Origin of the sequence: Pantoea sp. RSPAM1 (assembly GCF_038816185.1) — a bacterium.
Taxonomy (GTDB): domain Bacteria; phylum Pseudomonadota; class Gammaproteobacteria; order Enterobacterales; family Enterobacteriaceae; genus Pantoea; species Pantoea ananatis.
Genome location: NZ_CP046137.1, coordinates 1,432,377 through 1,446,059 on the forward strand (window position 1 = coordinate 1,432,377; position 13,683 = coordinate 1,446,059).

At 53.5% G+C, this 13,683-nt stretch carries 11 protein-coding genes; 6 read left to right on the forward strand and 5 right to left on the reverse strand.

From position 1 onward, the window contains the following. Positions 1-26: 26 nt before the first annotated feature. The gene (locus GKC68_RS07400; RefSeq protein WP_110957342.1) at positions 27-1,289 is read right to left on the reverse strand and encodes a 4-aminobutyrate--2-oxoglutarate transaminase; all 1,263 of its coding nucleotides are present in this window, start codon (positions 1,287-1,289) and stop codon (positions 27-29) included. A 118-nt stretch (positions 1,290-1,407) separates the two neighbouring features. Here GKC68_RS07400 and GKC68_RS07405 point away from each other — a divergent pair, with 118 nt between their 5' ends. Continuing rightward, positions 1,408-2,901, forward strand: coding sequence for a PLP-dependent aminotransferase family protein (locus tag GKC68_RS07405; RefSeq protein ID WP_064365690.1), 1,494 nt, complete (start codon positions 1,408-1,410; stop codon positions 2,899-2,901). Positions 2,902-3,167: 266 nt separating this feature from the next. After that, positions 3,168-4,253, forward strand: coding sequence for an ABC transporter ATP-binding protein (locus tag GKC68_RS07410; RefSeq protein WP_028724984.1), 1,086 nt, complete (start codon positions 3,168-3,170; stop codon positions 4,251-4,253). A 51-nt stretch (positions 4,254-4,304) separates the two neighbouring features. Here GKC68_RS07410 and pta read toward each other — a convergent pair whose 3' ends face one another. Next, positions 4,305-6,449 carry a phosphate acetyltransferase gene (pta, locus tag GKC68_RS07415; RefSeq protein WP_028724983.1) on the reverse strand — a complete coding sequence of 715 codons (2,145 nt, stop codon included), beginning with the start codon at positions 6,447-6,449 and terminating at the stop codon, positions 4,305-4,307. Between the two features lie 69 nt (positions 6,450-6,518). Further along, a complete protein-coding gene (gene ackA, locus GKC68_RS07420) occupies positions 6,519-7,721 on the reverse strand; it encodes an acetate kinase (protein WP_342656721.1) in 1,203 nt (400 codons plus the stop codon). 333 nt (positions 7,722-8,054) lie between these two features. Between ackA and yfbV the strand changes: the two genes are divergently transcribed. The 3 genes from yfbV to GKC68_RS07435 all read left to right on the forward strand — a co-directional run bounded on the left by yfbV (position 8,055) and on the right by GKC68_RS07435 (position 9,815). Further along, on the forward strand, positions 8,055-8,504 hold the full coding sequence (gene yfbV / locus GKC68_RS07425; protein WP_014605378.1) for a terminus macrodomain insulation protein YfbV: 450 nt from the start codon (positions 8,055-8,057) through the stop codon (positions 8,502-8,504). Positions 8,505-8,647: 143 nt separating this feature from the next. Next, entirely contained in the window at positions 8,648-9,142 is a 495-nt protein-coding gene (locus GKC68_RS07430) for a YfbU family protein (protein ID WP_342656879.1), read from the forward strand. A gap of 13 nt (positions 9,143-9,155) precedes the next feature. Next, a complete protein-coding gene (locus GKC68_RS07435) occupies positions 9,156-9,815 on the forward strand; it encodes a sugar phosphatase (protein ID WP_064365693.1) in 660 nt (219 codons plus the stop codon). Between the two features lie 28 nt (positions 9,816-9,843). On the opposite strand, the gene yfbR is transcribed toward GKC68_RS07435, so the two are convergent. Both yfbR and GKC68_RS07445 read right to left on the reverse strand, forming a co-directional pair. After that, positions 9,844-10,443, reverse strand: coding sequence for a 5'-deoxynucleotidase (gene yfbR, locus GKC68_RS07440; protein WP_028724979.1), 600 nt, complete (start codon positions 10,441-10,443; stop codon positions 9,844-9,846). A gap of 70 nt (positions 10,444-10,513) precedes the next feature. Next, a complete protein-coding gene (locus GKC68_RS07445; protein WP_047714199.1) occupies positions 10,514-11,731 on the reverse strand; it encodes a pyridoxal phosphate-dependent aminotransferase in 1,218 nt (405 codons plus the stop codon). Between the two features lie 959 nt (positions 11,732-12,690). Here GKC68_RS07445 and lrhA point away from each other — a divergent pair. Further along, positions 12,691-13,614, forward strand: a complete 924-nt coding sequence (gene lrhA / locus GKC68_RS07450) for a transcriptional regulator LrhA (RefSeq protein ID WP_013026515.1) — start codon at positions 12,691-12,693, stop codon at positions 13,612-13,614. Positions 13,615-13,683: the final 69 nt, after the last annotated feature.

Sequence of the window (13,683 nt, forward strand, 5' to 3'; positions counted from 1 at the left end):
ACGTGCGGCGCGTCAGCCCGCGAAACCTAATACTTGCCCAGGATACGGTTCAGCAGATTCAGTGCCGTGCGGAACTGCGCGTCCGGAATGGTGAGAGGGTAGAGGAAGCGAATAACGTTGCCGTGTACGCCGCAGGTGAGCAGCAGCAACCCTTCGTCCAGTGCCTCCTGCTGAATAGCTTTGGCGATGTCTGCGCTGGGTTGGCCTTCGCTGTTGGTGAATTCAGCTGCAATCATAGAACCACGACCGCGCACCTCTGCCAGCGCACTACAGCCTGCGCCCTGCAGCGTTTCCGTCAGTTGCCCGCCTAACAGCAGGGCGCGCTCGCACAGGTTTTCATCGCGAATGACCTCCAGCACGGCCAGCGCAGCGGCAATGGCCGGCGGGCTTCCTGCATAGGTGCCACCCAGGCCGCCGGGCAGGGGCGCATCCATTACCTCAGCCCGTCCTGAAACCGCCGATAGCGGCATACCGCCCGCCAGGCTTTTTGCCATGGTGATCAGGTCTGGCTGCACGTCAGGATAGTATTCACTCGCAAACAGCTTGCCGGTGCGGGCAAAACCACTCTGGATTTCATCGGCGATCAGCAGAATGCCATGTTGATCGCACAGCGTGCGCAGGGCGGTCACAAACGCTGGCGGCGCGACATTGAAGCCGCCTTCACCCTGAATGGGTTCATAGATAATGGCCGCAACCTGTTGCGGGCTGATATCGCAGCGGAAAATGGTTTGTAAACTCTCCAGCGCATCATCGACGCTACAGCCATGCAGTGCATTCGGGTAGCGGGCGTGAAATACTGAGCCGGCAAAGGGGCCGAAACCGGTTTTGTAGGGGACCACTTTGCCCGTCAGCGACATCGTCATGTTGGTGCGGCCGTGAAAGGCCCCCGTAAAGGCGATCACGCCGGGACGGCCGGTTGCCGCGCGGGCAATTTTGACCGCGTTCTCAACGGCTTCTGCGCCGGTGGAGAAAAAGGTGGTCTTGGCGGGGCCGTTTACCGGCACCAGCGCATTCAGTTTTTCCGCCAGGGCAATATAATTTTCGTAAGGTACAACCTGAAACGCGGTGTGGGTAAAATGATCGAGCTGTTCTTTGATGGCGGCGATCACTTTGGGATGGCGATGTCCGGTATTCAGCACGGCAATGCCTGCGCTGAAATCGATAATTTCACGGCCCTGGTGATCCCATAACGTAGCGTTTTCTGCTTTTACCGCATAGAAATCGCACATCACGCCTACGCCCCGCGGCGTAGCATTGAGACGACGGACCTGCACTTCACTGTTACTCATAACGCGACCTCATGGTGTTTGTTGCCATATTGTTACAGTGGAATCTGCCTCCTTGCTTTTTAGCGTTTTCAGGGTTTTATAATCCAGAGCCAGTTTTTTTTATTTTGAGGTACCAATTTTGCGAAGCTTACTCGGTGACCTGCTTGCACAACGTCTGGCCTCGCTTTCCAGCGGTACGCTGAATAAGCGATTGTATGATGTCCTGCAGGCAGCGATTCAGGACGGATCCATTGCCACCGCGACGCGACTGCCCGCCAGCCGCGACCTTGCTCGCGAACTTTCTGTCTCACGTAATACCGTGCTGGCAGTCTATGAACAGCTTCAGTCTGAGGGCTATGTACAAACCCGAACCGGGAGCGGCACCTTCGTCAGTGCCGTGCTGCCGGAACAGGTGCCGGGTGGGCCGCTGATCAGGCCCGTCACGCCGCCGATGAAACCCGTCAGACTGTCGCGACGGGGTTCACGCCTGCTGGCGAACAGCGGTGCCGGGAGCCATCAGTGGGGGGCATTTATGCCCGGTGTGCCGGACGTCAGCCATATGCCGCACGATATCTGGCGCAAAATTCAGCTCCGCCTGAGCCGACGGCTGCCAGTTGAGAACCTGAGCTATGCCAGCCACGGCGGCTGTGTTGAGTTACAACTGGCGCTGGCGGATTACCTGCGGGTGATCCGTTCGGTGAACTGCACTCCCGAACAGGTACTGATTACCGCCGGAACCCATCAGTCGCTGGATCTGCTGGCGAAAATGCTTTGCGATCCGGGAGACAGGGCCATCGTCGAAGAGCCGGGATACTGGGGGATCCGCAATGTGCTGGCGGTGAACGGCATCACGCTGATCCCCACGCAGGTTGACGATCAGGGGCTGGTTTTGCCGCCCGAGCAGCCAGACAGCCCGGTGCCTCGTCTGATCTGTGTGACGCCTTCTCACCAGTATCCTCTCGGGGCGGTCATGAGCCTGCAGCGGCGCCATGAATTACTGGAGCGCGCAAAAAGCAGCGGCAGTTGGGTGGTGGAAGATGACTACGATGGCGAGTTCCGCTTCACCGGAAGTCCTATTCCTGCGCTACAGGGCCTGGCGGCGGATGCCCCGGTGATTTACCTGGGCACCTTCAGTAAAACCTTGTATCCCGGCATCCGGCTCAGCTACATGGTGGTGCCTAAATCCCTGGCGGCACGCATGAAAATGGCGCACTCCGAGCTGTATCGCGGCGGATACGGGTTAGTACAACTCACGCTGGCGGAATTTATTCGGGAAGGGCACTATGCGGCCCACGTGAGACGCATGCGGCAGATTTACAGCCGCCGCCGTGCTGCGCTGGTGGAGGTGATTAGCACATCGCTGGGCGCCGACTGGATAGTGCATCACAGCAATGCGGGGTTGCATCTGGTTCTCAGGCTGCCGGACAGCATTGACGATGTGGCCTTTAGCGCAGAGCTGGAACAGGGCGGAGTACTAACACGTCCACTGTCGTCCTATTATCTTCAGGGCACGCCGCAGCGAGGATTGCTGCTGGGTTATGCCTGTGTTGATGAAGCCGACATTCCCGCCGCGTTCGCGCCTATCCTTACCCGGTTGCAACATCACCTGCAGGTGGCGTCTGTCTCGCCCTGATGCACCATCAGTGCGCATTCCCTGCTATTGCCTGATTCTGTGACAGTTATCACGTTAATTTAATGTTAAATTTAAAAAGGCAATAAAATACAATGGCCTGCAAGGTAAATTTGTAAGCCATTTCTTTTTAGATTGTCAAATTCTGCTTGTGCAAATCAAATGCGTTGTGGTAGTGCTAAAAAAAGGCCCGACAGGATTCGCACGTCAAAAGGATGATGCATGAATCGTGCCGAAACCCTTTTTCATCCTGTTTACGAGATTACGCCATGAGAAATTTTGTCAGTTTTCGGAATATCAAAAAGAGCTACGACGGCGACAAGCTGGTGGTGCGCAACCTCAATCTGGATGTGGCAGAAGGCGAGTTTTTGACCCTGTTAGGGCCGTCAGGCTCCGGGAAAACGACCAGCCTCATGATGCTGGCAGGATTTGAAACGCCCACCGATGGCGAGATACTGCTGCGTGATAAACCTTTGCACACGTTGCCGCCGCATCAGCGTGATATCGGTATGGTATTCCAGAACTACGCGCTTTTTCCCCACATGACGGTGGCCGAAAATCTGGCGTTTCCTTTGTCGATTCGCCGTTTGAGCAAGGCCGACATTGCCCAGCGAGTTAAACGGGTGCTGGATATGATTAAACTCACTTCGCTGGCAGACCGTTATCCCGCACAGATGTCTGGCGGCCAGCAGCAGCGGGTGGCCCTGGCGCGGGCGCTGGTATTTGAACCCAAACTGATACTTATGGACGAGCCGCTGGGGGCGCTGGATAAACAGCTGCGTGAACACATGCAGATGGAAATTAAGCAGCTGCATAACATGCTCGGGCTGACCATTGTTTACGTTACTCACGATCAAAGCGAAGCCATGACCATGTCTGACCGGGTGGCGGTGTTTAACGACGGCATGATTCAGCAAATGGACAGCCCGAATAAGCTTTATGAACAGCCCGACAACGCTTTCGTGGCGCAGTTTATTGGCGAGAATAACAGCCTGCTGGCAACCCAGTCAGGGCAGCAGGGTGATTACTATCAGGTGACGTTGGATAACGGTATCCAGCTGGATGCGCTGAAGGTGCGGCCCAGTTCTCCGGGCAAGAAAATACAGCTCAGTATCCGCCCTGAACGCATCAACGTTAATGCAGCTAAACCGGGCGATCAGTCGGTCCAGGCCCGAATCCAGCAGTTTATCTATTTGGGCGACCACGTGAGAATGCTGACGGAAGTTGCCGGCCAGGGAAATTTTATGGTGAAAATGGCCTCATCGGCGGTCTCACCCGGCTGGACGGCGGGCAGTGAAGTGACGTTATCCTGGCAACCTCAGCACCTGCGCGCGCTCGACGTTACGCTGCAATAGGCATAAAAAAAAGAGCATGCCGTCTGCATGCTCTTGTTCAACGGGAAGGGATTAACCTTCTGCCTGTTGCGACTGAATCGCCGTCAGGGCGATGGTGTAGACGATATCGTCTACCAGGGCGCCGCGTGACAGGTCGTTAACCGGCTTACGCATGCCCTGCAGCATTGGCCCGATTGAAATCAGGTCAGCGGAACGCTGCACCGCTTTGTAGGTGGTGTTCCCGGTGTTGAGATCCGGGAAAATAAAGACTGTTGCGCGTCCGGCAACCTGCGAGTTGGGCGCCTTGGATTTTGCCACGTCTTCCATAATCGCCGCGTCGTACTGCAACGGCCCATCAATCACCAGATCCGGGCGTTTTTCCTGCGCAAGACGCGTGGCTTCACGCACTTTCTCCACATCGCTACCGGCACCTGAATTGCCGGTTGAGTAGGAGATCATGGCGACGCGTGGATCGATGCCGAAGGCTTTCGCTGAATCGGCAGACTGAATGGCAATTTCTGCCAGCTGTTCAGCCGTTGGATCCGGGTTGATCGCGCAATCGCCGTAGACCAGCACCTGCTCCGGCAGCAACATAAAGAACACGGATGACACCAGTGAGCTGTTGGGCGCGGTTTTGATCAGCTGTAACGGCGGACGAATGGTATTGGCCGTGGTATGTACCGCGCCCGAGACCAGCCCGTCAACTTCCCCGCTTTCCAGCATCATGGTGCCCAGCACCACGTTATCTTCCAGCTGTTCCTGCGCAACCACTTCGGTCATGCCTTTGCTTTTGCGCAGTTCAACCAGACGCGGAACATAGTTCTGACGCACCACTTCAGGATCGACTATCTCAATGCCTTTACCCAGCTCAACGCCCTGGGCTGCCGCAACGCGCTGGATTTCATCCGGATTACCCAGCAGGACACAGGTCGCAATGCCGCGGTCGGCGCAGATTGCTGCGGCTTTAACGGTACGGGGTTCATCCCCTTCCGGCAGAACGATGCGCTTGCCAGCCTTGCGAGCCAGTTCGGTTAATTGATAGCGGAAAGCCGGCGGCGACAGGCGGCGACTGCGTTCAGACGTGGCGGTCAACGACTCGATCCAGTCCGCGTTAATGTAACTTGCGACGTATTCCTGTACTTTTTCAATGCGCTGCGTGTCATCAACCGGTACTTCAAGGTTAAAGCTTTGCAGGCTGAGCGAGGTCTGCCAGGTATTGGTTTTGACCATGAAGACCGGCAGGCCGGTCTGGAAGGCGCGATCGCACAGTTTGGCGATGCGCTCGTCAATTTCATAGTTACCGGTTAAAAGAATGGCACCGATCTCAATACCGTTCATCGCGGCCAGACAGGCGGCAACCAGCACGTCAGGGCGGTCAGCCGAGGTGACCAGCAGCGAACCCGGGCGAAAGTGCTCAAGCATGTGCGGGATGCTGCGAGCGCAGAAGGTCACTGATTTGACACGGCGGGTCTGAATTTCACCTTCGTTAATAATCCGGGCGTTCAGGTGGCGGCACATATCAATTGCGCGGGTCGCAATCAGGTCGAAGCTCCAGGGCACACAACCCAAAATGGGCAAGGGGCTGTTGGCAAACAGCTGGTCAGGATTGATATTCGCGACGCTGGCCTTCGATGAGTCATCGAAAATTTCAGACAGGTCAGGGCGCGTGCGGCCCTGCTCATCAACGGGCGCGTTCAGCTTGTTGATGATCACACCGGTGATGCTTTTATTCTTCGAACCGCCAAAGCTGCTTTGTGTCAGTTCAATACGCTCTTTGAGCTGTGCGGGAGAATCGTTACCCAGCGCGGTCACGAAGACGATTTCAGCGTTTAACGTTTTGGCGATTTCATAGTTCAGCGCGCTGGCAAACTGGTGCTTACGCGTAGGCACCAGGCCTTCAACCAGAACCACTTCTGCATCCTGCGCATTGGCGTGGTAGCGGGCAATAATTTCTTCCATCAGCACGTCTTGCTGATTAGAACCCAGCAGCGATTCCACACGGGACATCGACAGCGGCTCTGCGGCCGGGATGCCTGAACTCTTGCGCACAATGCTGGTAGTCTGGTCAGGTGCATTGCCGCCCGCACGCGGTTGTGCAATGGGTTTGAAAACGCTCAGTCGAACGCCTTTACGTTCCATGGCGCGAATAACGCCAAGGCTAACGCTGGTCAGACCGACGCTGGTGCCGGTCGGAATGAGCATAATTGTACGTGACACGATTGAACCTCTCAGATTTCACTGGGTGTCAAAACAACGTCGTCAGCCGGAGCTGACGACGAAAGGAGATCAGGCGGTAAGGCGAGCGGCATCTCGGGCAATCACTAACTCTTCATTAGTGGGGATCACCACTGCCGGGCGAGTGCCTTCTTTGTTGATAAAACCTGACTTGCCAAAGCGAGCCGCCAGGTTGCTCTCGTGGTCAATGTCAAAGCCCAGCAGCGCCAGCTTGTCCAGGGTCAGCTCACGCACCATCGCCGCATTTTCACCGATACCGCCAGTGAAAACCACGCCGTCGAGACGACCGTCCATCAGCGCGGTATAGCTGCCAATGTATTTGGCCAGACGGTGGCAGAAGACATCCATTGCGCGTTTGGCATCTTCTTTAGTGGCGTAGTTGTCTTCGACATAACGGCAGTCGCTGGTGACTTCGGTCAGCCCTAACAGACCCGACTCTTTGGTCAGCATCTTGTTAATGGCATCGACGCTCATGCCCAGCGTGTCGTGCAGGAAGAAGATAATGGCCGGATCCATATCGCCGCTGCGGGTGCCCATGACCAGGCCTTCCAGCGGGGTCAGGCCCATAGACGTATCCACACACTCACCGTTACGGATAGCAGAAACAGACCCGCCGTTACCGAGATGACAGGTAATGATGTTCAGCGTATCCAGCGGCTTATTGAGCATTTTTGCCGCTTCGTGGGTGACATAGTAGTGGCTGGTACCGTGCGCACCGTAGCGGCGCACGCCGTGCTCTTTATACAGGGCATACGGCAGCGCATACAGGTAGGACTCTTCCGGCATTGTCTGATGGAAAGCGGTGTCAAAAACCGCCACATTCTTGTCAGACAAGTGCGGAAAGTTTTTCATGGCTTCATCAATGCCAATCAGGCCCGCTGGGTTATGCAGTGGTGCAAAAGATGATGCATCTTTGATACCCTGCACAACAGACTGAGAAATGACCACTGACTGCGTAAGTTTTTCACCGCCGTGAACAATACGGTGACCTATTGCAGCGATTTGTGCTGAAAGCTCTGGTTTTTGTGCCAGAATTGTTTTAACAATGAAATTCAGCGCTTCGCTGTGGGCTGCGCCAGCACCCAAGGGTGCTTCCTGTTTCTGACCATCAAGTTTCCATTTGATCCGTGCTTCGGGCAGGTGGAAGCATTCAGCCAGACCCGAGAGGAGTTCTTCACCGCTGGTGGGATTGAGGATGGCAAACTTGAGAGAAGAGCTGCCGCAATTCAGAACCAGTACTAACTTACTCGACATGGAAGTACCTATTTGTTAAAAGTGGCTAAAAATAACGCAATCAGACTTACAGCGTAGCCCATCGACGCAGCCAGATTAATGACAGAAGTCATACCCAGGTCAAAATAGTGCGTTTCATGCAAAAAAATTTGAGTCTTTGCGCATAAAATTGAAATTTCGCTTAAAACGGGCCTTGTCGTCTCTGTTACAAGGGAAGTTGCGGCAGTGACGCTGTTGAAACGGCGTCAGAATAGCCGGAGTCACCTTTAAAGACAAAAATATTTGAAGGATGTTACGTAAAGTTGTGTGGTTATAATTATTTTTCAAAAAATACAGTATTAGTTGAGGCGAGCCATGGCGAATGAATCTCACACCGGCTGGTTCCGGATGTTTCAACGCGGACAGCATTATATGAAGACCTGGCCCAACGATAAACGCCTGGCACCGGTCTTTCCTGAGAACCGTGTATCTACGGCTACGCGCTTTGCGATTCGCTTTATGCCGCCGCTGGCGGTCTTTACGCTCACATGGCAGATCGCGATGGGTGGGCAATTGGGCCCGGCAGTGGCGACGGCTCTCTTTGCCTGTAGTTTGCCTATGCAGGGATTATGGTGGCTGGGTAAGCGATCCGTTACGCCATTGCCTCCCACGCTGCTGCGCTGGTTTCATGAAGTGCGCACGAAGCTGGAAGCCGCAGGCCAGGCGATCGCACCGGTTGAAGGCAAACCCACTTACCAGGCATTGGCCGATCTGCTTAAGCGCGCCTTTAAACAGTTGGACCGCACCTTTCTGGACGATCTTTAATCCGCACCGCGCAGAAATTATTGCACGCAAACCTGCGGTTAAATCAATGAAAAGCGATGTGGCGACGCCCGCATCGCTTTCCCTGTGTAATTATCTTTCCATCGTATAAAACCTGAACAGCCCGCGGGCTTAAGGACAAGATGATGGAAATGACCCACGCGCAACGTTTGATCCTCACTAACCAGTACAAAATCATGGCAATGCTGGAACCGGAGAGTGCCGAACGTTTTCGTCGCTACCAGACTATCATTGAGCGTGGCTATGGCCTGCAAATGCGTGAGCTGGACAAAGAGTTTGGCAAGCTCCCTGAAGTGACCTGCCGGACGCTTATCGACATGATGGAAATGCACCACGCGCTGCAGGTCTCCTGGGCTAATCTCAACGTCCAGGGGGATATTGATCCCCGACGTCTGGCATTTCTTGGCTTTGATGCGGCAACGGAATCCCGCTATCTCGGTTATGTGCGGTTTATGGTGAACATCGAAGGGCGCTATACCCATTTTGATGCGGGAACGCATGGCTTTAATGCGCAAACGCCGATGTGGGAAAAGTATCAACGCATGCTGGCTTTGTGGCAGACTTGTCCACGCCAATACCATTTAAGCGTAAACGAGATTGCGCAAATCATTAACGCCTGATGAGGAGTGACGCGTGGAGTACAGTGGTTTTTTATTTGATTTAGATGGCACCTTAGTGGATTCGCTACCTGCGGTTGAACGCGCCTGGAGCAACTGGGGTGCACGTCATGGCATTGCGGCTGATGAGATTCTGAACTTCATTCACGGAAAGCAGGCTATTACTTCACTGCGCCACTTTATGGCGGGCCAGTCAGAAGCGGCAATTCAGGCCGAGTTTCTGGCGCTGGAAAAAACGGAAGCAGAAGACACGGACGGCGTGCGGGCGCTGCCTGGCGCAAAAGCGTTGCTCACGCAGCTGAATGCGTTGCAAATTCCCTGGGCGATTGTCACCTCCGGCTCCGTGCCAGTGGCGCATGCACGTCACAAAGCAGCAGGATTACCTCAGCCTGCCGTGTTTATTACGGCTGAACAGGTGGCGAAGGGCAAGCCAGAACCCGATCCTTACTTACTGGGCGCAGAAAGGTTAAGGCTGTCGCCAGCCGACTGCGTGGTGGTTGAAGATGCGCCTGCAGGCGTGATATCAGGGCTGGCTGCGGGCTGCGCGGTGATCGCCGCGAATGCGCCTGATGATACGCCACGCATTGACGAAGTGGCGCTGCGTCTGACTTCACTGGAATCGCTGGTGGTCACCAAACGATCGACGGGCAAGTTTGCGTTTCACCATCAAGGCTAGGTAAAAGGGCGGCGTGAAGCCGCCATTGTCAGAGCGGCGTGTCCTGCGAGATTTCGTCCAGAGACAGGCTAAAGCTGGGGATGAATACCTCCACGAAATAGCTCATTTCGGGCGAACGACGCTGATTCAGGGTTTTTTCCAGCCGCGCTTTTGCTAACAAAAACTCATTATTGCCGGCCGACAGCTCTTCCAGGCATTTTACGTAGGCACAGATCGCATCGGCTTGTTTCACGACGGCTTTTTCTTCTTCACTGTGCAGATGCTCATCAATCAGCGGACGGTAAACGTCCTGTAACTCGCCCGGCAGCATCTCAATCAACTTCTGCTGCGCGATTTTCTCAATCTTTTTGTATTCGTGGGCGATCTGCGCGTTGTAGTACTTCACCGGCGTGGGTAAGTCACCGGTCAGCACTTCACTGGCGTCATGATACAGCGCCATCATGGCGATGCGCTCGGCATTAAGGTTGCCGTTAAACTTCTTGTTTTTAATGATGGCCAGCGCGTGGGCAACCATCGCGACCTGCAAACTGTGTTCAGAGACGTTCTCGGTGCGCACGTTGCGCATCAGCGGCCAGCGGTTGATGAGTTTGAGACGGGAAAGGTGGGCGAAGAAATGGCTCTGAGTCATGGTAATTCCTGTTTGCGACAGGGGAGAGACGTGCTCTCCCCGAAATCACATCAGTATAGGCGCATCCGGACTACTGGCGGTAGCCTTGCAGAAAACGGCCAAACTTATTGATCGCCATTTCCAGGTCGTCGACGCGCGGCAGCGTCACGATGCGCAGATGATCGGGCCACGGCCAGTTAAACGCCGATCCCTGAACCAGTAGCACTTTCTCCTGTAGGAGAAAATCCAGCACCATTTTCTGATCGTCGTGGATATTGAATTTTTTGGCATCAATACGCGGGAACATATAAAGCGCGCCCTGCGGTTTCACGCAACTCACGCCGGGAATATCATTGATCAGTTCCCATGCGCGCTGACGCTGTTCATAGAGCCGCCCGCCAGGCACAATAAATTCACTGATGCTCTGATAGCCGCCCAACGCAGTCTGAATGGCATGCTGCGCGGGGACGTTGGCACACAGACGCATGGATGCCAGCATCTCCAGCCCTTCGATATACCCTTTAGCATGCTTTTTGGGGCCGTTTAGCACCATCCAGCCCTGGCGGAAACCCGCTACGCGATAGGTTTTAGACAGGCCGTTAAAGGTTACGGTCAGCAAGTCCGGCGCCAGTGCAGCAATAGAGTGATGCTGTGCGTCGTCGTACAGAATTTTATCGTAGATCTCGTCAGCGAAAATAATCAGGTTATGCTGGCGGGCAATCTCAACGACTTCCATTAACAGTGCTTTGCTGTAAACCGCACCGGTTGGATTATTGGGATTGATAATCACGATGCCGCGCGTGCGTGGCGTAATTTTACTGCGGATATCATCCAGATCCGGGAACCAGCCTGCGGACTCATCACACAGGTAGTGCACGGCTTTGCCGCTTGAGAGCGACACGGCCGCGGTCCACAGCGGGTAGTCAGGTGCCGGCACCAGCATTTCGTCACCGCTGTTCAGCAGCGCCTGCATGGCCTGGACGATGAGTTCAGAAACACCGTTGCCAATATAGATGTCTTCTACCGTGACGTCGCGCATGTCACGCGCCTGGTAGTGCTGCATGATGGCTTTACGAGCAGAATACAATCCTTTGGAGTCGCAGTATCCCTGAGCGCTGGGAAGGTTACGGATGACATCAACCAGAATCTCGTCCGGCGCTTCGAAGCCAAAGGGGGCCGGATTGCCGATGTTCAACTTAAGAACTTTATTACCTTCTTCTTCAAGGCGTTTAGCCTCTTTTAAAACCGGTCCACGAATGTCGTAACAGACATTGTCCAGTTTGCCGGATTTATCAATTTGAAAAGTCATTGTGGCCGCCTTAATGTGCAGAATCCTTGTGCCTGCCGCTGAAAACAAACCTGCACAATGTACTCTCCTCAGGCCGACAAAAGAAGGGCAGGGCGCGGTTTTGGCGTGTTCAGCATCTTTGTCTCCAGCCAGACGATGGAATGCGTATTGGTTATCAAGCACCCCGGTTTTAACGTCTGGTTTTTTGAGTTTTATTGGTTTATTATGCTGCGATTAAAAATTAAACACTGGGTAATGTCTGCTTTTATTTTGCCGATAATGAACCTTAAGGCCGTAAAACAATCTGAGAATCTTTGATGCGTCATGAGTGAAATAGTTTAATTATGCTTTATTAATGCATAAAATTTGCACGCACAAAGCGACCTCAACTCAGCGTTACCTGAAAAAAAACGATAGTGCATGATGGTAACTATCTTATATCAAAGGTTTTTTATAAGATTTTCAGGGCCGGAAGAGACAACCGGGAGCATTATCGATGCATGTTTCATCGCTGAAAAGTCGTATTTCCTGTTTTCAGGCAGGTTACGTCCGCTCAGGACGTTCCCGAAGGGATGTAAGATGCTATTTGATCAAAATATGCAATGCTTTTCACAAAAACATTTCCATTTTGCGGTCAAAAATGATTAAGTATAATTTACTATTTGATGAGATTAAACGCTGCGTACCGTTAGCGTATTACAGACCCGTTTACCCCTGCCTGAGGGCACTTTGGGGGTAGGAAAAGACAACTACACAGCTTCCCGCATTTTTGCATCCAGTACCTTCGGTACAGAAGTTGTCTCTGTCTTCAGGACCCGGTTTTCCTGTTTTGCAGGGAAGTACCGTCTTCCTCCGTAAGTAAATTTTATGTCGGCCCTTTGCCGGGACGCCATGAAGCATCATTACCGCTTATCGCTTTGATAAGCTTGTAATAACACCAGGATAGTAGTTCTTAAAAATCTAATAAGTGAAGAAAAAACATGACTAATGCAAATCGTCCGATACTCAATCTCGATCTCGATCTGCTCCGGACTTTTGTTGCTGTTGCGGATTTGAACACCTTTGCGGCTGCGGCTGCTGCGGTATGCAGAACGCAATCGGCAGTAAGTCAGCAGATGCAGCGTCTGGAACAACTGGTTGGTAAAGAGTTGTTCGCAAGACACGGCCGCAACAAGTTGTTAACTGAACACGGCATTCAGCTTCTGGGCTATGCCAGGAAAATCCTGCGTTTTAACGATGAAGCCTGTACTTCACTAATGTACAGCAACATCCAGGGTGTACTGACGATTGGCGCTTCTGACGATACCTCAGATACCATTCTGCCGTTCCTGTTAAACCGCGTGACCTCTGTCTATCCAAAACTGGCGATTGATGTTCGCGTGAAACGCAATCCGTTCATGATGGAAATGCTGAATCAGGGCGAAGTTGACTTAGTCGTCACGACGTCAAGCCCGGGTAACTTTACCCATCAGGTTCTGCGTACCTCTCCGACCCTGTGGTATTGCGCGGCGGATTATGTGTTCCAGCGTGGAGAAGCTATTCCATTGGTACTGCTTGATGAACCAAGTCCGTATCGTGATATGGCAATTGATCATCTCAACGAAGCCGGTATCCCATGGCGTATCTCTTACGTTGCATCAACCCTGGCGGCCGTTCGTGCGGCAGTTAAAGCAGGATTGGGTGTAACGGCACGTCCGGTAGAAATGATGAGCCCGGAACTGCGTGTGATGGGCGCAGCGGAAGGCTTGCCGGTTTTACCGGATACACAGTATCTGCTGTGCCGTAATGCCGACAGCGACAACGAGCTGGCGCTGGCCATCTTTAATGCTATGCAGTCCACGCACGATCCGTACAACATGGTGGCCAACGCTGACGGCACGCTGTTGCTGGATGACGAAGAGTAACATTTTCACGCTGTCGCAAAAAAAACGTCATTCGCCGGTAAGATAATGGCTGTAAATACGCCTCTTGTT